We start from the raw sequence: 23,054 nt of genomic DNA on the forward strand, positions 1-23,054 counted from the left end.
GATGCGGCACGCGGTGATCATGGCCGGGGGCTCCGGCACGCGGCTGTGGCCGCTGTCCCGGGTCGGCCGGCCCAAGCAGCTGATCGACGTCGTCGCCACCGACGACGGCGCCCACAGCCTGCTCGTGGAAGCGAACCGCAGAGTGCGGGCGGTCGTGCCGGCGGACTGCGTGTGGGTCTGCACCGCCGCGCGGTACGCCGACCAGGTGCGGGCGGCGCTGCCGGAGCTCGCCGAGGGCCGACTGATCCTCGAGCCCGAGCCCCGGGACACCGCCAACGCCGTCGGCCTGGCCGCCGCGCTCGTGGCCGACGTCGACCCCGACGCCGAGCTCGCGGTGGTGAGCGCCGACCACGTGATCCGCCCCCTGGAGCGCTTCGCCGAGGTGCTCGGAACCGCCTTCGACGCGCTCGCGGACCGGCCGCGGGCGCTGGTCACCCTGGGCATCACCCCGACCGCGCCGGCGACCGGCTTCGGCTACGTCCAGCGCGGAGCGGCGACCGGCGTCGCGGGGGTGGCCGAGGCGGCGTCCTTCCGCGAGAAGCCCGACCGCGCCACCGCCGAGGGCTACCTCGCCTCCGGTGAGTACCTGTGGAACTCGGGGATGTTCGTCTGGCGCGCGGCCACGGTGCTCGAGGCGCTCGCCGACCACCTGCCCGCCTCCGCCGAGGGGCTGGCCCGCATCGTCGCCGCCCCGGCGGGCCCGGAGCGCGACGCCGTCCTGGCGCAGGTCTTCCCGACGCTGCCGAAGATCAGCGTCGACTACGCCGTCCTGGAGCCTGCGGCGACCGAACCCGGCCGGGTGCTCGTCGCCGGCCTCGACGTCGACTGGCTCGACGTCGGGTCCTGGCCGGCCCTGGCGCACACGCTCGACGACGACGGCGCGGGCAACGCCGTCCGCGGCCTGGCCGTGGTGCTCGACGGGTCGGGGAACATCGTCTTCAGCGACGACCCGGAGCACCTGATCGCGCTGGTCGGCGTCCGCGACAGCGTGGTGGTGCACACCGCCGACGTCACGATGGTCTGCCCGGTCGCCGACGCCGAGCGGGTCAAGCAGCTGCTCGCCGAGGTGCAGGAGCGACACGGCTCACAGTTCGCGTAGCCCGCATGATTGGCTGCCGAACATGAAGAGCTTCGACGTCGCAGCCGTTGTCAGCGGAGGAGCCTCCGGGCTCGGTGAGGCCACCACCCGGGCGCTGGCCGCCCGCGGCGCGGCGGTGACCATCCTGGACCTGAACGAGGAGCGCGGGCAGGCGCTGGCCACCGAGCTCGGCGGGCACACCACCTTCGTCCGCACCGACGTCACCGACGAGGCGTCGGTGCAGGCCGCTGTCGCCGACGCGACCGGCAAGGACCGGCCGCTGCGCATCGCGATCAGCTGCGCCGGCATCGGCGCCGGGCAGCGCACCGTCGGCCGCAACGGCGAGCCGCACGACCTCGGCGCCTTCATGAAGGTCCTCAGCGTCAACCTGGTCGGCACCTTCAACGTGCTGCGCTTCGCCTCGGCCGCGATCGCGCAGACCGAGCCGGACGAGGAGGGGGAGCGGGGCGTCGTCGTCAACACCGCCTCGATCGCCGCCTTCGACGGGCAGATCGGCCAGCTGGCCTACTCGGCGTCCAAGGGCGGCGTCGTCGGCATGACCCTGCCGGCCGCGCGCGACCTCTCCAGCGTGGGCGTGCGGGTCTGCACGATCGCTCCCGGCCTGGTGGACACGCCGCTGCTCGGCTCGCTGCCCGAGGAGGCGCGGGCCGCCCTCTCGGCGGGCATACCCTTCCCCAAGCGGCTCGGCCGTCCGTCGGACTTCGCCCACCTGGCCCTCTCGATCGTGGAGAACGGCTACCTCAACGGCGAGGTCATCCGGATGGACGGCGCGCTGCGCATGGCACCCCGCTGACCCTTCCCAGGAGCACCTGCTGAGCACGAGCACGACGTCCGGCACAGGCATGTCGGGCACCCGGGCCGTCGCGGACTTCGCGACCGCCTGGGTGCCCGACTGGCCCCTGGACCTGGTCCGGGCGCTGTCCCCGCACCGGCGCGGGGCGGCCGACCCGACGATGCAGGTCGCCGACGGCGGCCTCTGGCGGACGACCAGCACGCCCGACGGCCCGGCGACCGTGCGGATCACCCGGGTCGCGGGCGAGGTGCGGATCGAGGCGTGGGGTCCGGGCGCGGAGCGGGCCGGTGCGGCGGTGCCCGGATGGCTGGGCGCCGACGACCGGCCCGAGGAGTTCAGCCCGGGCGCGGCCTCCCCGCTCATCACCGAGCTGCACCGCACCCATCCGCACCTGCGGCTGGGCCGCACCGGCCGGACGTGGGACGCCCTGCTGCCCGCGGTCCTGGAGCAGAAGGTGACGACCGTGGAGGCCTACCGGGTCTTCCGCGAGCTCTGCCGGCTGGCCGGGGAGCCGGCTCCGGGGCCGGCACCCGACGGCATGCGCGTCGTGCCCTCCGCCCGCCGGGTCCTGGAGGTGACCGACTGGGAGTGGCACCGCTGCGGCCTCGACGGCGCTCGGCGCCGCGCCCTGCGGGCCGTCGCCGGGGTGGCGCACCGGATGGAGCCGGAGACCGGGTGCGACTCACCGGAGCTGCAGCGCCGGCTGAAGCTCGTCCCGGGCATCGGCGTGTGGACGGCGGCGGAGGTCGTGCAGCGGGCCCTCGGCTGCCCCGACACCGTCAGCGTCGGCGACTACCACCTGAAGAACACCGTCGGGTTCGCGCTGACCGGGCGCCGGAACACCGATGACGAGGAGATGCTCGCCCTCCTCGAGCCGTGGCGCGGTCACCGTCAGCGCGTCGTCCGGCTGATCCTCGCCGGTGGTCCCCGCCGTCCCCGGCGCGGACCGCGCTTCGCGCCGATCGACAACCGCCGGATCTGACGGCTCAGCAGAAGGTGCGCTCGGCTTCGAACGGGTCGAGCGGGATGCGCAGCGAGGTCCGGTGCGCCGAGCCCCGGACGTTGTTCCAGAACCGGTTCCAGGTCAGCGGGTCCGAGGTGGCGGAGATGAGCTCGGCGACTTCGCCGCAGGACAGCGCCGCGCGGGCTGCCGCCACCCGCTCGGGCGCCGGCTGCCCCTCCTGTCGCTGGACGGCGAGGTCGTCGGCTCCGTACCGGGCGAGCAGGTACCAGTCCGCATAGCGCTTCTCGTGGCCCGCCCGGAGCGGAGGGCCGGCCTCGAGGTGGCTGTTCACGGGGTCCGCCAGCCCCAGGACGTCGATCACGACGAGGTCCAGACCGGCAGCGACGCCGTAGAACCCGGCGTTGCCCACCGCGAAGACGACGCCGCCGTCCGACGGTGCGATCACCTCGACCCGGGTGCCGGGCCGGGCCTCGGCCACCTGGCCGACGATCACGTCCGCGCCGCGCTCGTGCAGCTCCTCGACCCGCGCGGAGTAGGCGAGCACCCCGGCGCGTCCGTGGTCCTCCAATGTCACCGGGTGGGGCACGCCGGCCCGCTGGACGTAGTGGGCGCGCTCGTCGGCGAGGCCGCTGGCGGTGTCCCGGATCTCGTAGTCGGTCCGGAACGAGGTGGCCGCCACGAGCGCCCACGTGGCCGTCGCGACGAGCGCGACCGCCGCGAGGCTGTTGCGGGCCCCGGGCATCCGGGGGAGGGGCACGGCCGCCACCGGGCAGAGGACGAGGAAGAGGCTCGGCAGGAGGAGCCGCGCGTGCATGAAGTCCCCGCCGACGCGGACGACGTAGAGCGTGTGGACGACGACGGCGGCGACCACGACGGCCACGAGCGACCACTCCCGCCGAGGGAGCGGAGGCCGGAGCAGGGCCACGACCGCGACCGCGAGGACGGCCGGGACGTAGAGGGCGTAGGGGACGACGAGGTCGAGCAGGTAGTCGGTGCCCCGCCCCCACAGTGGCCGCCCGGACTCCTTGGCCACCGCGGTGTTCGGGATGAGCAGCCCGTAGTAGCCCATCCGGAAGAGCTGGTAGGCGAGCGGCAGCGCGCCCGCGGCGACCAGTCCGAGCAGCCGTCGCCACCACGCCCCGGGAGCGACGACGGTCAGCCACAGCAGGAGCAGCCCGGCGATCAGCGCGAAGTCCGGGCGCACGAGCGGGCCGAGGCCGATCAGCACGTACAGCCAGACCGGACGTCCGGCGCGCGCGGGCTCGCGCCGCAGCTCCCGGGCCAGGCCCCAGAACGAGACGCCGAGCCAGGCGAAGGACATCCCGGTCTCCAGGCCCGAGGTGGTGAAGTCGGCGAACGGCGGCAGCGCCAGGAGGACCACCGCGCCGAACGGGACCACCGGCCGGCCGGCGGTGCCGAAGAGCCGGCGCGCGCCGAGCATCGCGAACAGCACGCCGGTCGCCGTGCCGGCGATGCCGAGGACCACCGAGGCCCAGGCGACGGAGTTCCCGGGCAGGAGGGCCTCGGCTCCGGTCAGGAGGAGCAGCCACGCGGGGCTCGTGGCGACCTCGGTGCGCACGGGCGCGGTGAAGACCGGGCCGTTGCCGGCGAGCAGGTTCTCGACGACGCGGTAGTTGATGAACGCGTCGTCCGCCGTCCAGCGGGCCAGCCAGCCGGCGACGACGACCCCGAGCACGACTGCGGCGATCAGCACCCGTTCCGCGACGCCCGTCCGACCGGTCCGGGAGGACGTCGGAGGCGGTGCGTCGGGCTCGGTCACGGGACGGGGCGCTACCGGTCGTTCAGCAGACCCAGCAGGTAGCTGCCGTAGCCGCTCTTGCCCAGCGGCTCGGCGATGGCGCGCAGCCCGTCGTCGTCCAGCCAGCCGTTGCGCCAGGCGACCTCCTCGATGCAGCCGATCTTCAGCCCCTGGCGCTCCTCGACCACCGAGACGAACTCGGTGGCCTGGCGCAGCGAGGCGAAGGTGCCGGTGTCCAGCCAGGCGGTGCCGCGGTCCAGCGCGGTGACGGTGAGCCGGTCCTCGCGCAGGTAGTGCTCGTTGACGGCGGTGATCTCCAGCTCGCCACGGGCGCTGGGCGTGATGCCCTTCGCGACCTCGACGACGTCGCCGGCGTAGAAGTAGAGACCGGGGACCGCGTAGGAGCTCTTCGGCCGCGCCGGCTTCTCCTCGATGGAGAGGACCCGGCCGGCGTCGTCGAACTCCACGACGCCGTACTCCTGCGGGTTGGCCACGTGGTAGGCGAAGACGTGCCCGCCGGCGGGCTCCGGCAGCCGGGAGAGCGCCGTGCCGAGGCCGGCGCCGTAGAAGATGTTGTCGCCCAGGACCAGCGCCGCGGCCTCGCCGCCGAGGAACTCCGCGCCGATGAGGAACGCCTGCGCCAGGCCCTCCGGCTTGGGCTGGACGGCGTACTCGATGCGCATGCCCAGCCGGCTGCCGTCGCCGAGCAGGTGGCGGAACGCCTCCTGGTCACCGGGGGTGGTGATGACCAGCACCTCGCGCACCCCGGCCATCATCAGCGTGGAGAGCGGGTAGTAGATCATCGGCTTGTCGTAGACCGGCATGAGCTGCTTGCTCACGGCCTGCGTGATGGGGAACAGACGACTCCCCGTGCCACCGGCCAAGATGATCCCGCGCATGGGACCGAACCGTAGGCGATCCGGGCGGCTCAGGGCGCCGGATCGCCCAGCCACAGCCTCCCGACGAGTGAGGTTCCCCCGGGGGTTCCGACCGGCTCCCACCGGGTCGACCAGCCCATGGCGTGCAGCTGGACGACGGCGGCGCCCACGACCGCGCCGAGGTTGAGCGCGGTCGCCATGGTCACGGCGTCGGAGAGGTGCACGTCGACGACGCCGTCGTCCTCACCGCCGTAGCGGAGGACGACGGGGAACTCCGGCAGCGCGGCGGCCGCGACGCGGAACGCCTCCGCGACGGCCGCGCGCTCGCCGGGGCGGGGGAGCAGGTCGGCCTCGGGCGCGCGGGAGGCGACGACGTCGCGCGAGCCGTAGGGGAAGAGGTCGTCGGCGGGCAGGCGCACCAGGGGGCGGGTGCCCTCGTCGGCGTCGTCGGCCGGGCGGTGCAGCGGCAGGCCGCGGACCACCGCCACGGGAACGCCGGCGAGCTTGCCCTTGACCAGATCGGCGGCGGACGCGAGCTCGTCCACGATCGCGATGCGCGTCGTCTCCAGCCGGTTGCCGTGCGCGTCCAGCGCGCCGCGGTGGTCGTCCAGCGCCTCGATGCCGGCCGACCCGATGGCGACGTCGGTGAGCCCCTCGCGCCAGGTGCGGCCGAAGGTGTCGCTGACGACGACGGCGACGTCCACGCCGGCGAGCTCGCGCAGCCGGGCCCGTAGCCCCCGCGCGGAGGCATCGGAGTCCTCGGGCAGCAGCACCAGGGCGTCGGCGGCGACGTTGGAGGCGTCGATGCCGGCGGCGGCGACCACCCAGCCGTGCCGGGTCTGCACGATCTTCAGCGGCCCGCGACGGGCGACGACCCGCACGGTCTCGTCGTCCACCGCGCGCTGGCGGGCGGCCTCGCGGTCGGCGCCGGGTTCGATCCGCACCAGGTTGCCCTCGACCTTGGAGACCACCTTGGAGGTGACGACGAGGACGTCGCCGTCGGCCAGCCACGGCGCAGCCGCGGCGATGGTCGCCGCCAGGTCGTCCCCGGGCGCGAACTCCGGCAGCCCCGCGACCGGGTGGACCGAGATGCCGCCCGGGGCGTTCACCGGGCGCAGGCGTCGAGCGCTGCCCGGGCCAGCGCCTCGGTGGCCTCGGGGGAGGACATCAGCAGCGGTCGCGGGCGCACGTCCACGCCCGGCACGTCCGCGGCGTCGTCCTCGGCGACCAGCCAGGCGTCCAGCAGCCCGCCGTCGGAGCGCGCGCCGTAGTGCCGGCCCACGCCCTCGGCGCTCACCTCGATGCCCATCGCCGGCAGGCAGCGGTCGGCCATGCCGCGCACCACGGCGCCGCCGACGATCGGGGAGACGCCGGCGATCCGGGCCCGGGAGGCGAGCAGCCCCTCGCGCAGGCCGGGGACGCCGAGGATCGTGCCGATCGACACGACCGGGTTCGAGGGCGCGAGCAGGATCGCGTCGGCCGCGGCGAACGCCTCGACGACCCCCGGGGCGGGGCGGGCGGCGTCCACGCCGACCTGGACGAAGGCCGAGGGCTCCAGCTCGGCGCGGTGACGCACCCACCACTCCTGGAAGTGGATCGCCCGGGGGCGCCCGGTCTCGGCGTCGGGGACGACGACGTGCGTCTCGACCCGCTGGTCGGACATCGGCAGCACCGTCACGCCGGGCTCCCAGCGGGTGCACAGCGCGGCGGTGACGGAGGACAGGGGATATCCGGCGTCGAGCATCCGGGTGCGCACCAGGTGCGTGGCGATGTCGCGGTCGCCGAGACCGAACCAGGTGGGGTCGGCGTCGTAGGCGGCGAGCTCCTCCTTGACCGTCCAGCTCTCGCCGGCCCGGCCCCAGCCGCGCTCCTCGTCGATGCCGCCGCCGAGGGTGTACATGACCGTGTCGAGGTCCGGGCAGATCCGCAGCCCGTGCATCGTCACGTCGTCGCCGGTGTTGACGACGGCGGTGATCTCCGCCTCGGGGGCCGCCGCGCGAACTCCGCGGAGGAAACGAGCCCCTCCGGTCCCACCTGCCAGCACCACGATCTGCACGAAACGCATCGTGCCTGATGAGCACTTGTCGACTGTTCGCCGGGCGTGTCGGGGGGTGCCACGAGATGTGACGAACGGGGTGTGGCAGATGTGACTGGTGTGGCGTGTCGCTTACACCGGGCAAAGTTGACGGGGTGGCAACGACACGCGTGTAATTCCCGCGGTGTCAACGAGTGCTGAACGGCCCGGGAACGTCCTGCCGGCCGAGCACCGGGACGAGAGCGAGAGGGGACGCACCGTCATGGCTGAAGTTTCGTGGCTGAGCGATTACGTGAACGGGACCGAGCGATCGGCCGACCGTCTGGGGGCGGCTGCGGCTGCTCCGGCGATGGGTCAGCAGGCCGTCGGCCAGGGCACCGGCCAGGCGTTCGTCGGGTTCCTGGGCTTCGGCCTGGAGGCCGACGCGCAGTCCTGGCAGGAGCAGGCGCTGTGCGCCGAGACCGACCCGGAGGCGTTCTTCCCCGAGAAGGGCGGCTCGACGCGGGAGGCGAAGAAGATCTGCACCGGCTGCGAGGTCAAGGCCCAGTGCCTCGAGTACGCGCTGTCCAACGACGAGCGGTTCGGCATCTGGGGTGGGCTGTCGGAGCGTGAGCGCCGCCGCCTGCGCCGCCGCGCGGTCTAGCAGTCGCGGCCCCGGACAGGGGTCGATCCAGCACGTTCCCGCAGCCGCCGGCGTCCCCTCGTCGGCGGCTGTGGTTGTGTTCGGGGCATGTCCGACCGTGCCGCCCGTGTGGTCTCCGGGCGCACCGCGGTCGTGCGGGAGGTTCGCGCCGCGGGCCCGCTGATGGCCGCGCTCTCCGCCCCGATCCCCGCCCGGGCGCCGTGGCTCACCGCCGTCCTCAACGAGGGCGCCGCACATCGCCGGAGCGGCCGGCCGGTCGCCGTCGTGGTCGACGGTGCGCCCGACGCCACGCCTAGGGCGGCCGCTTTCCTGCTGGTGCGGCGGCGTGGCCCCGTCGCCGTCGTCGAGCTCCTCGGGCAGGCCCGGGGCCCGCTGCCCGGTGGCCGGCCTCCGGCTCGCCTCCTCGCCCGCGACGACGCCGCAGCCGTTCTGCTCGCCGCGGGGATCCTCGGCCTGCTCGACTCGCTGCGCGGGCCGGTCTCGCTCCGGATCGCCGGCCTTCCGCTGGGCGATCCGACCGCCCGCGCCCTGGCCGCCGGGCTGCCCACCTCCGTGCTGGCCAACGTGCGCAGCACCCGGCTGCTCGACGGCCTCGACGCCGTCGGCCCGGTCGAGCGGTCCCGCGACCCGCGGGTGATCGAGCGCTGGCTGCCCGCCCTGCTCGACGCCGAGCCCGACCCCCGCTCGCGGAGCTTCCTCCGGGCCGCCGCCCGGCTGCACGCCGCGGTGGACCAGCTGGAGGTGGCCGTCGTCGCCGACGGGAACCGACTCCGAGGTGCGCTGCTCACCCTGGTCGACGGTCGGGACCGCTGGCCCTGGTGGGGAACCGGCGGCGGCCTGGGCGCCGAGATGGGCGCGCCGCTGGTCGGCCTCACCGTGCCGGCGCGCGCATGGCCGCCGCTGCCGGGAGTCAGTTCTCGCTGAGTTCGCCCGCGAGGGCTCGCTGCGCCGCGGGATAGCCCGGTCGCGTGTCGTGTGGGTGCACAGGCCGCGGCCGCGGTGCAGCATCGGCGCCCGTGACGGTCGCCCTCACCGCCGTAGTGGTGGTCCTCGCCGGGCTCTCGTCGTGGGCCGGGTGGCTGCGTTGGCGCCGCTTCCGGGCGCGCCGGCGTCGTCCGAAACCGACGTTCGACCCGTGGGGCGATGCGATGCGCCGGTTCGGCCTCACCCCCGACGAGGCCCTGCAGGTGGAGTCGGCCGTGGACTGGGGGCGCCGATTGGAGGACGTGCGGCTGCGGCGAGCTGCCGTGGCCTGGGCGCAGCAGCGCATCGACCGGGCCCCGGGGATCGAGCTCACCTCGCGACGGGCCGGCTGGGCGCTGTGGGTCGTGACGCTGTCCGCCGGCGCGGGAGGCCTGGCGTGGGTGACGGCGCACCGCGGGTCCTTCCCCTGGGAGCTCCTGATCCTCTACCTCACGTCGTCCGTCGTGGTTCGTCGGACGTCGAGCGGCCCGCGCCGGGCGCTGCGACTCAACTCGGAGCGCGCGCCGGACGACGGGCAGGAGACCGCGACGACGAGAGACGAGGACACGGCGTCCTAGGCCTGTCGACGCTGCCGTCCAGCTCAGTCCTCGCCGAGCTCGCCGGAGACCGGTGCGGTGCCGGCGCCCATGCGCACCTCGCCGACCGCGGTCCCGTCGGCGGACAGGAGGTTCAGCTCCAGGTCGTAGACGCGTCCCGTGGGCTCGGGCGCCGAGCCGGCCGGGCGCACCTCCGTCGCCGCCGGACCGCGCAGCAGAAGGCCGTCCCCGTCGCGCTCCACGACGAGTTCCGGGGACTCGAGCTCCGCGTGCTCCACCAGCGAGGGCGCGCAGCCGGCCGCCTCCGGATCCTCGGGTGCCCGGGCCGCGAGGCAGTTCCAGGTGGGCAGACGCAGCTCCAGTCGACTGCCGCTGCCGTCGGTGGTGAGCGTCAGCTCCGGATAGGCGACCGTGATGCCCACCGCTCGCTGCTCCAGGACCAGCCCGCCGGCGGTGAGCCGGCCCGTCGTGCCCTCGGGCGGAGGCGCCGGGTCCGACGCCGGCTCCGACGCGGAGGGACGTGCGGCCTCGACGGGCGGCTCGGGATCGCGGCTGCCCACGGCCACCGCGGCCGCGACGCCGACCAGGGCCAGCGCGAGCAGGCAGAGCACCACGAGCGGGCGGGAGTCGACCGAGGGTGCGGGTGCGGGTGCGGGCTCGGGCGGCGGCGGGGGAGCGGCGAGGCTCACCCAGCCCTGCGCCGTCGGCTCCCCGGGCCGCGTGCCCGGCGGGTGCTCGAGGAAGTCCGCCAGGTCGTCCACCCGGGGCGGAGTCGTCGGCTCGGGAGCGCGCGGGGGGCCAGGACGCCGGGCGCGGAGGAACGCCGCCCCGGCGGCGACCGCGAGCAGCACGCCCAGGACGGTGCCGAGCACGAGCTCGGCTGCGCTGCCGGCGGCGAGGACGTCCATCGCGCCCAGCATCTCAGTCGGGCTCGTGGACCCCGCCGGTCAGCCGGTGGGGTCGATCTCCTCCGGGTCGCGCCCCAGCAGCGTGGCGATCTGGTCGACGACGACGTCGCGAACCAGGTCGGCGAGGTCGTCGCGGTCGTTGGCCCGCAGTTCCAGCGGCCGCCGGTAGACGACGACGCGTGGCGGCAGTTCCTCGCCCTGCTCGCGGCGAGCGGGCAGCACCCGCGCGAGCGGAACCCCGCCGTCGTCCAGGACGTCGCTGTCGAGCACGACCTCGTCGGGGTCGGTGTGCTCCACCCACGGCACGTCCTCGACGGCGAACTCGACGCCGGCCAGCTCGCGCTCCCAGCGGCGCTCGAGGGCCTCGACCGCGTCGAGGACGAGGTCGTCGAACGCCTCGCCGCGACTGCGCGCCAGGGGCACGCCGTCCGGCACCAGGCGTCCCCGCAGGCCGCGACCGTGACGGTCGCGGCGGGAGCGGGCGGGGCGGCGTCGCGGGGTGCTCATGACGGGTCGGAGCCTACGGCGGGACACGACACGCCGGGCCCCTGAACGAGTTCGGCGAAGATTTCCCATGTCGCGCCGCACGGGGCCGGATCCCGCGTCCGACCGGTGACGATGCCCACGGGACCATCGTGCAGGATGGTGCGTGGCGGTCCCGAAACCGGTGCGCCTGCTGTCGCGCACCGCGTCGCGGGATTACTGTGCCCTTCGTGAGGAACCGGTGGTGAGGCAGTCACGTCGCTGCTCGCGCAGCGGCTGCGCGCAACCGGCAGCGGCGACCCTGACCTACGTCTACGCGGAGTCGACCGCTGTCGTGGGTCCGCTCGCGACGTTCTCGGAGCCGCACAGCTACGACCTGTGCGAGTTCCACGCGGAGCGGTTGACCGTGCCGCGTGGCTGGGAGGTCGTCCGGCACGAGATCGACCTCGAGGACTCGGGGCCGACCGGCGACGACCTGCTGGCCCTGGCCGACGCGGTCCGCGAGGCGGCCCGTCCGGAGCCCCCGCGCGACCCGGCGGACGACGGCAGCGGCATCCGCCGCGGCCACCTGCGGGTCCTGCCCGACCTCCCGTAACGACCCCGCCGATAGTCTCGTGCGCGTGGCAGACCTGTCCGCGCTGATCAAGTCCTACGACGTTCGCGGCGTCGTCCCCGACCAATGGGACGAGTCGACGGCGCGTGCCATCGGTGCGGCCTTCGCCGAGTTCGTGCTCGCCGACAGCGGCGCGACGACGGTCGTCACCGCGCACGACATGCGGGAGACCTCGATCCCGCTGTCCCGCGCCTTCGCCGAGGGCGTCATCGCCCGCGGCCTCGACGTCGTCGAGGCGGGGCTGGGATCCACCGACCTGCTCTACTTCGCCGCCGGCTCGCTGGACCTGCCGGGCGCGATGTTCACCGCCAGCCACAACCCGGCGCAGTACAACGGCATCAAGATGTGCCGCTCCGGTGCCGCCCCCATCGGGCAGGACTCCGGCCTGGTCACCATCCGCGAGTGGGCCGAGCGTGACGAGTACGACAGGGTTCCCGACCGGGTCGGCTCGGTGTCGCAGCGCGACGTCCTCGCCGAGTACGCCGCCCACCTGCGCTCGCTGGTCGACCTCGCGGGGATCCGGCCGCTGAAGGTCGTCGTCGACGCCGGCAACGGCATGGGCGGGCACACCGTGCCGGTCGTCCTGGCCGATCTGCCGCTGGACGTCGTCCCTCTGTACTTCGAGCTCGACGGCTCGTTCCCCAATCACGAGGCCAATCCGCTGGACCCGGCCAACCTGGTCGACCTGCAGGCCGCTGTCGTGGAGCACGGGGCCGACATCGGCCTGGCCTTCGACGGCGACGCCGACCGCGTGTTCGTGGTGGACGAGCGCGGCGAGCCGGTGAGCCCGTCGGCGATCACCGCCCTGGTCGCCGTCCGGGAGCTGGCCAAGGGCCGCGGGACGACGATCATCCACAACCTGATCACCTCGCGGGCGGTGCCCGAGATCGTCCGGGAGCACGGCGGGCAGCCGGTGCGCACCCGCGTCGGGCACTCCTTCATCAAGGCCGAGATGGCCCGCACCGACGCCGTCTTCGGCGGCGAGCACTCGGCGCACTACTACTTCCGTGATTTCTGGCGGGCCGACACGGGCATGCTGGCTGCCATGCACGTGCTCGCCGCGCTGGGTGAGCAGCCCCGCACGCTGTCGGACCTCACCGCCGCCTACGCGCGCTACGCGGCCTCGGGGGAGATCAACTCCACCGTCGCCGACGCGCAGGAGCGGGTGGCCGCGGTGCGGGAGGTCTTCGAGGCCGAGGGTGCGACGTTCGACGAGCTGGACGGGCTCACCGTCGAGCTCGCGGACGGCGCGTGGTTCAACCTGCGGGCCAGCAACACCGAGCCGCTGCTGCGGCTGAACGTGGAGGCGCCGGACGTGGCGCGGATGACCGAACTGCGCGACCGGGTGCTCGGCACCGTGCGCGCCGGACAGGAGCAGAGATGACCGCAACCCCGACGAGCGGACCGCTGGGCCTGGACCCCGACCTGCTCTCGATCCTGGCCTGCCCGGACACCCACCACACCCCGTTGACCGTCGACGAGGCGGCCGGCGAGCTCGTCTGCGGTACCTGCGACCGCGCCTTCCCGGTGCGCGACGGCATTCCGGTGCTCCTGCTGGACGAGGCGCGCAAGCGCGGCTGAGGACGACGCCGGCATGACCTCCCCCGAGCTCGCCGAAGAGGTCCTCGACGACCTCGAGCTGCTGCGCGCGCGGGATCCGCGCGGCCTGCTGCCCGCGGTGGCCGGCGCCGGTGCGCAGGTGCGCGAGACCGCGCGGCTGACCGAGGAGGCGAACCTCGCGCCCGTGACCGGCGGCGGTCGCCCGCGCGGGCTGATCATCGTGGGGCGTCGCGAGGGAGCGGTGGCGGCCTCGGTGCTGCGGGCCCTGCTCGGGAACTCGAGCCCCGTGACCGTCGACGTCGTCCCCGGGCCGGCGCTGCCGGTGTGGGCCGGGCCGAGCGACATCGCGGTGGTGGCGACCCGGACCGGCGAGGGCTCGTACGCGGTCGGACCTGCCTACGAGGCCGCCCGGCGGGGCGTCGCCCTGGTGGGCATCGGGGCCGAGGGCGCGCCGCTGCACGCCGCGTGCGCCGGCGCCCGGGCGCCCTACGTGGCCCTGCCTGGCAGCCGGGTCCAGCACACGACGCTGTGGTCGCTCCTCACCCCGATGCTCCGGCTGGCCACCGAGCTCCAGCTCCTGCCCGCCGCAGTGGCGGACGTCGACGCGGTGGCCGCCGCCCTGGACGAGGTGGCGGGGGAGTGCGGGCCGGCCCGCGAGTCGTTCGTGAACCCGGCCAAGACCCTCGCCCTCGAGCTCCTCGACGCCCTGCCGGTCATCGCCGCGGAGGGGCCGCTGGCCGGTGCCGCCGCGACGCGGATCGCCGACCAGCTGGCGACCCTCGCCGGCCTTCCCGCGACCGGCTTCCGGCTGCCCGACCAGCGCGTGGCCGCCTGCGCGGTCCTGGGCGGCCCGCTGGCGCGGGGCCAGGAGGACGACTTCTTCCGGGACCGCGCGGACGACGAGGGGCGGCGGCTGCGGCTGCTCACGATCCGCGACGCCGACGCCGGTGCGCACGACGGTGCGGGGGAACGGGAACCGCGCTCGGCGGCCGAGGCGATGCAGTCGGTGCTGCACACCGCCGGCGCGCACGGTGTCCCGGTCAGCGGGCTGGCCGAGCACGGCGACCCCGCGCGGTTCGGCCGCCTCCCGCGGCTGGCCCGGCAGCTGGCCGTCGCCGACTTCAGCGCCGTCTACCTCGCCCTGGCGCTCGACCGTGAGCGGGCACTTCGCCCGTGACCGCGCGTCGCGCCGCCGGACGGGCGACCATCAACGCACCAGGCACGGACGTGCCGGACGATCGGAAGGACTTCCCGTGGCGGGTGGACTCGTAGCTCTCCTCGACGACGTGGCGGTGCTGGCGAAGGCCGCCGCCGCCTCGATCGACGACATCGGCGCCGCCGCGGGGCGGGCCAGCATGAAGGCGGCCGGCGTCGTCGTCGACGACACAGCGGTCACCCCGCAGTACGTGCACGGCCTCAACGCCGACCGCGAGCTGCCGATCATCAGGAAGATCGCCCTGGGATCGCTGCGCAACAAGCTGCTGCTGATCCTGCCGGCGATCCTGCTGCTCAGCCAGTTCCTGCCGTGGCTGCTGACCCCGATCCTCATGATCGGTGGCGCCTACCTCTGCTACGAGGGGGCGGAGAAGATCTGGCACCGGATCAGCGGCCACGCCGAGTCCCACGAGACGGTCGAGGACGCCCTCCCGGACGAGAAGACCATCGTCTCCGGTGCCGTGCGCACCGACTTCATCCTCTCCGCCGAGATCATGGTGATCAGCCTCAACGAGGTGGCCAGCGAGGCCTTCTGGTCCCGGGCGATCATCCTGTTCGTCGTCGCCATCGGCATCACGGTGCTGGTGTACGGCGTCGTCGGCCTGATCGTGAAGATGGACGACATCGGGCTGAGCCTCGCCCAGCGCGACTCCTCGGGCGTGGCCGCCTTCGGCCGCGGGCTGGTCAAGGGCATGCCGAAGCTGCTCACCGCGCTCACCGTCATCGGCACCGTCGCGATGCTGTGGGTCGGTGGCCACATCATCCTGGTGGGCACCGATGAGCTGGGTTTCCACCCGCTCTACGAGTTCGTGCACCACCTCGAGGAGGCTGCGCACGACGCGACCGGCGCCCTGGGCGGGGTCGTCGGCTGGCTGGTCAACACCCTGGGCAGCGCCATCCTGGGGCTCGTCGTCGGCGCGCTGGTCGTGCTGGTCATGAACCTCACGGTCCACCGGAAGAAGAAGGACGCGGCGGCGCACTGAGCGCTGGGGGACAGTAGGGGCATGCACCCGGGGGACACCGACCGCACCCAGTTGTCACCGGCTCGGCGGCAGGCCGACCGCGCCCGCCTCGAGGACGGGGTCGTCGACGTCCTCGTGATCGGCGGTGGGGTCACCGGCGCCGGCGCCGCGCTCGACGCTGCCAGCCGGGGGCTCTCGGTGGGTCTGGTCGAGGCGCGGGACTGGGCGGCCGGCACCTCCAGCCGGTCGAGCAAGCTGATCCACGGTGGGCTGCGCTACCTCGAGCAGATGGCGTTCCCGCTCGTGCACGAGGCGCTCAAGGAGCGGGCTCGGCTCGTCCGCACCATCGCCCCGCACCTGGTCCGGCCGCTGCCGTTCCTGCTGCCGCTGACCGCGCCGGTGTGGCAGCGCGCGTACTACGGCGCCGGGGTCGCCCTGTACGACGCGCTCGGCGCCGCGTTCGCGCGGGACCGCGCCATCCCGCGCCACCGGCACCTCTCCCGCCGCGCCGTGCTCGAGGCGTTTCCGGCGCTCCGGCGCGACGTCGTGCGCGGGGCCATCCGCTACTACGACGCCCAGGTCGACGACGCGCGGCACACGCTCGCGGTGGTGCGCACCGCCGCCGGCCACGGTGCGGCGGTGCTCTCCAGCGCCCGGGTCGTCGACCTGCTCCGCGACGGCGAGGGAGCCGACGCGCCGGTGATCGGTGCGCGCGTCGCCGACCTCACCGACGGCTCCATCTTCACCGTCCGGGCGCGCAGCGTCATCGCGGCCACCGGCGTCTGGAGCGACGACGTCGGGGCGATGCTGGGGGAGTCCGCGCCGAGCCTGAAGGTCCGCGCCTCCAAGGGCGTGCACCTGCTGGTCCCCGGCGACGCGATCGACGGCGGCGACATCGGACCGCACGGGCTGATCCTGCGCACCCCCACGAGCGTGCTCTTCGTGATCCCGTGGAGCGGCCAGTGGATCGTCGGCACCACCGACACCCCCTGGACGCTGGACCGCGACCACCCGGCGGCGAGCCGGGCGGACATCGACTACCTGCTCGACCAGCTCAACCAGGTGCTGGTCCGGCCGCTGTCGTCCGACGACATCGTCGGGGTCTACGCCGGGCTGCGGCCGCTGCTGGCGGGGGAGTCCGACGAGACCAGCCGGCTCTCCCGCGAGCACGCCGTCGTCATGCCGGTGCCCGGGCTGGTCCTCGTCGCCGGCGGCAAGTACACGACCTACCGGGTCATGGCGGCCGACGCCGTCGACGCCGCCGCCGAGCGGCTGCCGGGAACCCCCGCGTCCCGGACGGCGGAGCTGCCGCTCGTGGGCGCCGAGGAGTGGACGTCGGTGCGCGACAGCGCCGCCGAGCTGGCGGCGACCCACGGGGTGCCCGAGGACGCGGTGCGGCGGCTGCTCGGCCGGCACGGCGACCAGGTGACCGCCGTCCTGGACCTGGTCCGGGCCGACCCGTCGCTGGGCAGCCCGCTGCCCGGAGCGCCCGGGCACCTGGCCGCGGAGGTCATCCACGCGGTGACCGCGGAGGGTGCGCTGCACCTGGACGACGTGCTGACCCGCCGCACCCGCATCTCGATCGAGACCCCGCACCGGGGTGTGGAGTCGGCACCGGAGGTCGCGCGGCTCATGGCGACGGTGCACGGCTGGCAGCCGGACTTCCTGGCGCAGGAGATCGCGCACTACGAGGCCCGCGTGGCCGCCGAGCGGGAGTCCCAGCGGATGCCGGACGACCGGACCGCCGACGCCGCCCGGCTCGGCGCCCCCGACGTCCGCAAGGCAGTGCACGGCACCCCCTCCGGGTGAGCCCGCGGGTGCCGCCCGGTTCCTGACCAGCGGCTGCGCACGTAATCTGCGAGCACCATGTGGCAGCTGAGCAACGGTGTGCGGTTCTACCCCTGGGGCAGCCACACCGTCATCCCCGAGCTCCTGGGCGAGCGCGTACCCAGCGAACGGCCGCACGCCGAGCTGTGGGTGGGCGCGCACCCCGACGAGCCCAGCGTCCTGTCCGACGGCCGCCCGCTGGACAAGGCGATCGCCGAGGAACCTCTCGCCCTGCTCGGCGCCCCGGTCGTGGAGCGCTTCGGCGCCCGGCTGCCCTTCCTGATGAAGGTGCTCGCCGCCGACGCCCCGCTGTCGCTGCAGGCGCACCCCACGACCGAGCAGGCCCAGGCCGGGTTCGCCGCCGAGGAAGCCGCCGGCATCGCGCACGACGACCCGACGCGCACCTTCAAGGACCCCTTCCACAAGCCCGAGCTGCTGCTGGCGCTGACCACCTTCGAGGCGCTCTGCGGGTTCCGGCCGGTGGAGGAGTCGCTGCACTGCCTGGCCAAGCTGCAGGTGCCCGAGCTCAAGCCGACCATCGCAGCCCTCGCCCGCGGCGGCCTGCGGGCCGCCGTTCCGCAGCTGCTCGCACTGCCTCAGGAGCGCCGCACCGAACTCGTGTCGGCGGTCGCCACGGCTGCCGCCCGCTTCGTCGCCGCGCACGACCCGGAGTTCATCAACACCTACCGGTGGGCGGCGACCCTCGCCGAGACCTATCCCGGCGACCCCGGCGTCGTGATCTCGCTGATGTGCAACCACCTGAAGCTGGCCCCTGGCGAGGCGGTCTTCCTCCCCGCGGGGAACCTGCACGCCTACCTCTCGGGCGCCGGCGTCGAGGTCATGGCCAGCTCGGACAACGTGCTGCGTGGCGGGCTGACCGCCAAGCACGTCGACCTGGCGGCGCTGATCGAGGTGCTGGACTTCCATGACGGCCGGGTGCCGGTGATCCACCCCGTGCTGGGCCCCGGTGGCCTGCGCTACCCGGTGCCGGTCGAGGACTTCGACCTCACCCGCGTGCACCTCGACGAGCAGGCGGGCACGCTCACCACCCGCGGCCCCCAGCTGCTGCTCTGCACGGAGGGGACCGCCGTCCTGTCCTCGGCCGACGGCGAGCTCACCGTGGAAAAGGGGCGCTCGGCGTTCATCCCCGCAGGCGCTCCGGTCAGCGCCCGGGGCCCCGCCGTCCTCTACCGGGCGACGACGCACCTCGTCTGAGAGCTCTCTCGCCCGGCGTTGCGGCGCCTCGGTGCCACTGACCCGGCCTAGCGTCGGGTTCCGTGCCCACCCGATCCGGATCCCGGCCCCGCCGCGTCGCCGGCGCGCTCCTGGCCGTCGGCGTCAGCGCCGCGCTGACGGCCTGCGACGCGATCGACCTCGCCGAGAGCGGGAACGCCTCCGGCACGACCGCTGCCCCGGTCGCCGGCTCCGCGGCCGCCGCCCTCCAGGAACTCGAGGTCAAGGGCCGTGCCCCGAAGACCGGCTACGAGCGGGACCTGTTCGGCGACGGCTGGGTGGACACCGACCGGAACGGCTGCGACACCCGCAACGACGTCCTGGCCCGCGACCTCACCGGCGAGACGTTCACGCCCGGCACCCGCGACTGCGTGGTGGCCACCGGCACGCTCGCCGATCCGTACTCCGGCACGGTGATCGAGTTCCGCCGTGGCGAGGGGACCAGCGCGGCCGTGCAGATCGACCACGTGGTCGCGCTCTCGGACGCCTGGCAGAAGGGCGCGCAGGGCCTGTCTCCCGACCAGCGCGTCGCCTTCGGCAACGACCCGCTGAACCTGCTCGCCGCGGACGGACCGCTGAACATGCAGAAGGGCGACGGCGACGCCGCGACCTGGCTGCCGCCGAACACCGGCTTCCGCTGCGCCTACGTGGCCCGGCAGATCGCGGTGAAGGCGACCTACGGGCTGTGGGTGACCCGGGCGGAGCACGACGCGATGGCCGGCGTCCTGGAGACGTGTCCGGAGGAGCCCCTTCCGGACGGCGCCGCAGCGGTCCCGTCCTCGGAGCCGGTGCCGTCCTCCGCGCCCGGGGCGGCTGCGAGCTACGCGGACTGCTCCGCCGTCCGGGCCGCGGGCGCCGCGCCGATCCGTCGCGGTGACCCCGGCTTCTCCGACGCCTTCGACGGGGACGGCGACGGCGTGGGGTGCGAGTCCTGAGTTCCCTTCAGTCCGCCGCCGGCCCCCGCGGGCAACGGGTCACCCTGGGGCGGTGGGGCGCGCCGCTGCTCGCCTTCTCGGCGCTCGCCATCCTCGGGTCGTTCGGTTTCGCGTGGGGAGTCGTCGCCGACGACCTCCCGACTCCGCCTGGCGACATGACGCTGACCCTGCTGCCGTTGTCCCTGGTGGTGAGCACGCTCGGCCTGTTGGCCACCGCCAGGATCGTGGGAAGTCCCGACGGCTACATCGATGTGGTCGGCCTGCTCGCCACGAGGCGGATACCCATCGGCGAGATCGCCGAGGTGATGCCATCCGGACCCCTCGAGATCCGGATGACCTCCGGACGTCGAATCGGATCCATCGCCTACGGGCGGTCGCTCCTCGGCGACATGGTCGGCTATCCCCGCTCCCGGCAGGCGGCGGAGCGGATCTACCGGTTCTGCGAGCAGGTCGAGGTGGGCGGGCCCGGGTTCGGCCACGCGGAGTACTCGGTCCGCCTGAGGGGTGCCGGCATCGTGGCCGCACTCCTACTGGGCGGCGTGCTGCTCGCCGGAACCCTGCTCCTGCATCAGCTGTGAGAACCGGAAGGGGGCGCGCCCTCCCGTGGCCCGTGGCCCGTGGCGCCGCGGCGGGGTGGGGTGTGAGTCCTGAGGCCCACGGGGCTATGACCTGCGGATCCGCGGTCGCGACGCGTGTCGGGGCCGCCCGGGCGGGTTCCGCGCTTAGGTTCCGAGGCGCTGTCGTCTTATCCCGGAGAGAACCGTGTCCGCTGCACCGTTTCGTGTTGAACGTAGTAGTGGGAGTCGGTTGTGCGGGAGCCTGTCTGGGCGCGGGACTTCTGCTTGCCACAGGCAGTTTGTATCAGGATTTGAGCCAACGGAAGCCGGTGGGTGCAGCACTGCGTGACGCTGCCGTGAGTGCAGGCTTGGCCATTATCGGATGGGGGATGATCAAGGCGGCTCAGCCTGCGGTGCAGACGATGACGCGCGGCCATCGCTATACCGTCAACGGGGTCGTAGGCGCTCCCTCGACTGCCTATGGTGTCGGCACTACGATTCCGAAGGCTGGCGGAAAGTCTAGGTGGCGTCCGATATGAGTGTCGTTCGCCTGAGGCGGTCCGGAAGTAACCTGAGTGCGACGCTTCTGGCCCGAGGCGAAGTGCTGGTCTTGCGGCCAATTACGCTCATAGTGATAGGTGTAGGGCTAGTCGGGGTCGGGCTGTTCGGTAGCTCCACAGCTAGCATCTTGGAGGAGGATTACGGACCTCTTGCTTCGTTCCTCGGGGCTGGCGTGGTTCCCGCCTTCTTCGTGGTGGGCGGAATCATGTATGGCCCGATGGTTCGCCTAACAGTGACAAGAGGCGGGATCAGGGTCGCTAATCCGCTCAGAACGGCGGCGATCCCGTGGGCCGATTTCATCGGCGTGCGCGTGGGGGTGTTCGGATTACGTCTGAAGACTGATCAGTTCGAGTTCCCCGTGTTCGCTGCCCAATCGAACAACTGGGAAGAGTTTAGGAATCCGGCTCACCGCGACTTGGAGAAGTTGGCGGCCACGCTCTTGCAGGTGCGCGACCAAATCCTCGATTCAGCGCAGACTTCCGGTGAGAGAGCTTCGGGCGCGGGAGTCTCCGTCAGGCGATGGCGGTCTCCGTGGCCAGCCGTCATGGCCGTGTCCGCGTACTCACTGATGGTCGGCATCTACGTTTACCTCTGGTGATCCCCTCATCCAGGCGGTGCGGTAGTCCTAGGGCGCATGCGGTCCTGAACTCGGAAGTCCCCTGTGCGGTGCGTGTCGAGGCCGATCGGGGCGGAGGCCGCGCCTAGGTTCCGAGGCGTTGCCGTCTCGTCCCGGGGGAGAACCGTGTCCGCTGTACCCATCGCTGGTCGCCGGGCGGTCCTCGCCGGGGTCGCCGTCCTCGCTCTGTTCATCGTCGTGGGCGGCGCCGCCGCCGGTGGGCTTCCGGGTGTGCTGGTCATGGCCGGGCTGATCGCGCTGCTCGTCGGCGTCGTCGCGGCGCTGCGCGGGCACGCGCGGTGGGCGTTCATCGGCACCCGGCGGGTGGCGGGGATCGTCGCGGCCGCGGGTCTGGTCGCGGTGCTCGTCGGCGGCGCCACCATGCCGCCGACGGAGCCGGTGGCGTCGACGTCCGAGGAGCAGGGGCAGGAGACCGCCGAGCTCGCCGAGCCCACGCTCAGCGCCGCCGAGCTCGAGGCCGCGGAAGCGGCCGCCGACGCCGCGCTCGCCGAGGCGGAGACAGCGGAGGCCGCCGTCGAGGCCGACCGGATCGCCTCGGCCGCCGGCGTGCTGAACCAGACCAGCGCGGACGCCGTCGTCGGGTCCGCGTCGGCGACCTCTGCGCTGGCCGCCCTGGCGGCGCTGGAGGTCAAGGGCCGCGCGCCGCGCACCGGCTACGACCGCGACCTCTTCGGGTCCGGCTGGGTGGACACCGACCGCAACGGCTGCGACACCCGCAACGACATGCTGACCCGGGACCTGACCGGCGAGACCTACAAGCCGGGCACGCGCAGCTGCGTCGTCCTCACCGGCTCGCTGGCCGACCCGTACTCGGGCCGGCAGATCGCCTTCACCCGGGGGCAGGGGACCAGCGAGGCGGTGCAGATCGACCACGTCGTGGCGCTGTCGGACGCCTGGCAGAAGGGTGCGCAGGGCTGGGACACCGCCACCCGCGTGCGGTTCGCCAACGACCCGCTGAACCTGCTCGCCGTCGACGGGCCGCTCAACATGCAGAAGGGCGACGGCGACGCCGCCACCTGGCTGCCCCCGGCCACCGCGTACCGGTGCGCCTACGTCGCCCGCCAGGTGGCGGTGAAGGTCAGCTACAAGGCCTGGGTCACCCAGGCCGAGAAGAACACGATGGCGACGGTCCTTGCCTCCTGCCCCGGAGAGACGCTGCCCGGCGGTGTGGTGGCGGCGCTGCCCGAGCGAGCACCGGCGCCTGCGCCGACCCCTCGGGCGACGGCGGCGCCGCGCCCGGCTCCTGCCCCGGCACCGGCGCCCAGGCCGATCCCGGCACCGGTTCCCGCTCCGGTGGCCCCCGCCCCGGCGCCCGTGCCCCCGCCGTCGTCGGTCTACTACAAGAACTGCGACGCCGCCCGGGCCGCGGGCGCAGCGCCGATCCGGCAGGGACAGCCGGGCTACGGCACGCACCTCGACCGTGACAAGGACGGCATCGGCTGCGACAAGTGACCGGTTCCGACGACTCCTCCGACCCCCCGCTCTTCTCGAAGCGGTGGTGGACGGACACGAACCCGTACTGGGGGGAGTGGCGGTCCGGACCCTGGGGCTGGTTCTACCTCGGAGTCGCCGTCGTCCTGGTGCTCACGATGGCCGCCCTGGACGGCACCTGGCAGGGATGGGCCACGGCGACGGCGCTCCTGGTGTTCGTCCTCGCCGGGACGTGGACCGCCCGACCGGGCCGGCGCAGCGACGCGGCGCGGTTGCGGCGGCACCAGCACAGGCACAGGAACGGCTCCGGACGCGACGGCTGAACCTGGGCTTCAGCGACGCGCCCGTCCTGCCGAAGTAGATGGCGCACAACTGAAAGGCCGAGCCGGAGAGGGCACCCCTCCCCGGGCCGCGGCTAAGCTGGACCCCGGCACGAGCCCC

At 73.9% G+C, this 23,054-nt stretch carries 24 protein-coding genes; 18 read left to right on the forward strand and 6 right to left on the reverse strand.

Annotated elements, in window-relative coordinates; genetic code table 11:
* The first annotated feature begins 1 nt into the window (after position 1).
* The 3 genes from LBW97_RS14955 to LBW97_RS14965 are packed head-to-tail and all read left to right on the forward strand — an operon-like array spanning position 2 to position 2,874.
* The gene (locus LBW97_RS14955) at positions 2–1,099 is read left to right on the forward strand and encodes a mannose-1-phosphate guanylyltransferase (protein ID WP_224500155.1); all 1,098 of its coding nucleotides are present in this window, start codon (positions 2–4) and stop codon (positions 1,097–1,099) included.
* A gap of 22 nt (positions 1,100–1,121) precedes the next feature.
* Positions 1,122–1,892: an SDR family NAD(P)-dependent oxidoreductase gene (locus LBW97_RS14960; RefSeq protein ID WP_224500156.1), complete on the forward strand. Its 771-nt coding sequence runs from the start codon at positions 1,122–1,124 to the stop codon at positions 1,890–1,892.
* 49 nt (positions 1,893–1,941) lie between these two features.
* On the forward strand, positions 1,942–2,874 hold the full coding sequence (locus tag LBW97_RS14965; RefSeq protein ID WP_224500157.1) for a DNA-3-methyladenine glycosylase: 933 nt from the start codon (positions 1,942–1,944) through the stop codon (positions 2,872–2,874).
* 4 nt (positions 2,875–2,878) lie between these two features.
* On the opposite strand, the gene LBW97_RS14970 is transcribed toward LBW97_RS14965, so the two are convergent.
* The 4 genes from LBW97_RS14970 to cofD are packed head-to-tail and all read right to left on the reverse strand — an operon-like array spanning position 2,879 to position 7,549.
* On the reverse strand, positions 2,879–4,636 hold the full coding sequence (locus LBW97_RS14970) for a hypothetical protein (RefSeq protein ID WP_224500158.1): 1,758 nt from the start codon (positions 4,634–4,636) through the stop codon (positions 2,879–2,881).
* 11 nt (positions 4,637–4,647) lie between these two features.
* Complete coding sequence (gene rfbA / locus LBW97_RS14975; protein WP_224500159.1) at positions 4,648–5,514, reverse strand: glucose-1-phosphate thymidylyltransferase RfbA; 867 nt, start codon at positions 5,512–5,514, stop codon at positions 4,648–4,650.
* Between the two features lie 29 nt (positions 5,515–5,543).
* Positions 5,544–6,602, reverse strand: coding sequence for a coenzyme F420-0:L-glutamate ligase (locus LBW97_RS14980; protein ID WP_224500160.1), 1,059 nt, complete (start codon positions 6,600–6,602; stop codon positions 5,544–5,546).
* Entirely contained in the window at positions 6,599–7,549 is a 951-nt protein-coding gene (gene cofD, locus LBW97_RS14985) for a 2-phospho-L-lactate transferase (RefSeq protein WP_224500161.1), read from the reverse strand. Before cofD ends, LBW97_RS14980 begins: the two co-directional genes overlap by 4 nt.
* A 379-nt stretch (positions 7,550–7,928) precedes the next feature.
* On the opposite strand from cofD, the gene LBW97_RS14990 reads away from it, so the two are divergent.
* The 3 genes from LBW97_RS14990 (at position 7,929) to LBW97_RS15000 (ending at position 9,712) form a co-directional block, all read left to right on the forward strand.
* A complete protein-coding gene (locus LBW97_RS14990; RefSeq protein ID WP_374490158.1) occupies positions 7,929–8,171 on the forward strand; it encodes a WhiB family transcriptional regulator in 243 nt (80 codons plus the stop codon).
* 87 nt (positions 8,172–8,258) lie between these two features.
* Positions 8,259–9,095: a hypothetical protein gene (locus tag LBW97_RS14995; protein WP_224500162.1), complete on the forward strand. Its 837-nt coding sequence runs from the start codon at positions 8,259–8,261 to the stop codon at positions 9,093–9,095.
* Positions 9,096–9,187: 92 nt separating this feature from the next.
* Positions 9,188–9,712: a hypothetical protein gene (locus LBW97_RS15000; RefSeq protein WP_224500163.1), complete on the forward strand. Its 525-nt coding sequence runs from the start codon at positions 9,188–9,190 to the stop codon at positions 9,710–9,712.
* A gap of 23 nt (positions 9,713–9,735) precedes the next feature.
* On the opposite strand, the gene LBW97_RS15005 is transcribed toward LBW97_RS15000, so the two are convergent.
* Both LBW97_RS15005 and LBW97_RS15010 read right to left on the reverse strand, forming a co-directional pair.
* Complete coding sequence (locus tag LBW97_RS15005) at positions 9,736–10,599, reverse strand: hypothetical protein (RefSeq protein ID WP_224500164.1); 864 nt, start codon at positions 10,597–10,599, stop codon at positions 9,736–9,738.
* Positions 10,600–10,638: 39 nt separating this feature from the next.
* Positions 10,639–11,106, reverse strand: a complete 468-nt coding sequence (locus LBW97_RS15010; RefSeq protein WP_224500165.1) for a metallopeptidase family protein — start codon at positions 11,104–11,106, stop codon at positions 10,639–10,641.
* A gap of 220 nt (positions 11,107–11,326) precedes the next feature.
* On the opposite strand from LBW97_RS15010, the gene LBW97_RS15015 reads away from it, so the two are divergent.
* The 12 genes from LBW97_RS15015 to LBW97_RS15070 all read left to right on the forward strand — a co-directional run bounded on the left by LBW97_RS15015 (position 11,327) and on the right by LBW97_RS15070 (position 22,936).
* Complete coding sequence (locus LBW97_RS15015; RefSeq protein WP_224500166.1) at positions 11,327–11,677, forward strand: DUF3499 domain-containing protein; 351 nt, start codon at positions 11,327–11,329, stop codon at positions 11,675–11,677.
* A gap of 25 nt (positions 11,678–11,702) precedes the next feature.
* The gene (locus LBW97_RS15020; RefSeq protein ID WP_224500167.1) at positions 11,703–13,079 is read left to right on the forward strand and encodes a phosphomannomutase/phosphoglucomutase; all 1,377 of its coding nucleotides are present in this window, start codon (positions 11,703–11,705) and stop codon (positions 13,077–13,079) included.
* The gene (locus tag LBW97_RS15025) at positions 13,076–13,276 is read left to right on the forward strand and encodes a Trm112 family protein (RefSeq protein WP_224500168.1); all 201 of its coding nucleotides are present in this window, start codon (positions 13,076–13,078) and stop codon (positions 13,274–13,276) included. The genes LBW97_RS15020 and LBW97_RS15025 overlap by 4 nt, the downstream gene beginning before the upstream one ends.
* Before the next feature lie 13 nt (positions 13,277–13,289).
* The gene (locus tag LBW97_RS15030) at positions 13,290–14,432 is read left to right on the forward strand and encodes an SIS domain-containing protein (protein ID WP_224500169.1); all 1,143 of its coding nucleotides are present in this window, start codon (positions 13,290–13,292) and stop codon (positions 14,430–14,432) included.
* 76 nt (positions 14,433–14,508) lie between these two features.
* On the forward strand, positions 14,509–15,453 hold the full coding sequence (locus LBW97_RS15035; protein ID WP_224500170.1) for a DUF808 domain-containing protein: 945 nt from the start codon (positions 14,509–14,511) through the stop codon (positions 15,451–15,453).
* Positions 15,454–15,474: 21 nt separating this feature from the next.
* Positions 15,475–17,241 (forward strand): glycerol-3-phosphate dehydrogenase/oxidase, encoded by a 1,767-nt coding sequence (locus LBW97_RS15040; protein WP_224500171.1) that lies wholly within the window; start codon positions 15,475–15,477, stop codon positions 17,239–17,241.
* A gap of 57 nt (positions 17,242–17,298) precedes the next feature.
* Positions 17,299–18,474: a mannose-6-phosphate isomerase, class I gene (gene manA / locus LBW97_RS15045; protein WP_224500172.1), complete on the forward strand. Its 1,176-nt coding sequence runs from the start codon at positions 17,299–17,301 to the stop codon at positions 18,472–18,474.
* 62 nt (positions 18,475–18,536) lie between these two features.
* The gene (locus LBW97_RS15050) at positions 18,537–19,427 is read left to right on the forward strand and encodes a DUF1524 domain-containing protein (RefSeq protein ID WP_224500173.1); all 891 of its coding nucleotides are present in this window, start codon (positions 18,537–18,539) and stop codon (positions 19,425–19,427) included.
* Positions 19,415–20,005 carry a hypothetical protein gene (locus LBW97_RS15055; RefSeq protein ID WP_224500174.1) on the forward strand — a complete coding sequence of 197 codons (591 nt, stop codon included), beginning with the start codon at positions 19,415–19,417 and terminating at the stop codon, positions 20,003–20,005. The genes LBW97_RS15050 and LBW97_RS15055 overlap by 13 nt, the downstream gene beginning before the upstream one ends.
* Before the next feature lie 667 nt (positions 20,006–20,672).
* Complete coding sequence (locus LBW97_RS15060) at positions 20,673–21,143, forward strand: PH domain-containing protein (RefSeq protein ID WP_224500175.1); 471 nt, start codon at positions 20,673–20,675, stop codon at positions 21,141–21,143.
* A 144-nt stretch (positions 21,144–21,287) separates the two neighbouring features.
* Positions 21,288–22,634, forward strand: a complete 1,347-nt coding sequence (locus LBW97_RS15065) for a DUF1524 domain-containing protein (RefSeq protein WP_224500176.1) — start codon at positions 21,288–21,290, stop codon at positions 22,632–22,634.
* Positions 22,631–22,936 (forward strand): hypothetical protein, encoded by a 306-nt coding sequence (locus tag LBW97_RS15070; protein WP_224500177.1) that lies wholly within the window; start codon positions 22,631–22,633, stop codon positions 22,934–22,936. The genes LBW97_RS15065 and LBW97_RS15070 overlap by 4 nt, the downstream gene beginning before the upstream one ends.
* Positions 22,937–23,054: the final 118 nt, after the last annotated feature.

Origin of the sequence: Blastococcus sp. LR1 (assembly GCF_020166105.1) — a bacterium.
Lineage (GTDB): Bacteria > Actinomycetota > Actinomycetes > Mycobacteriales > Geodermatophilaceae > Blastococcus.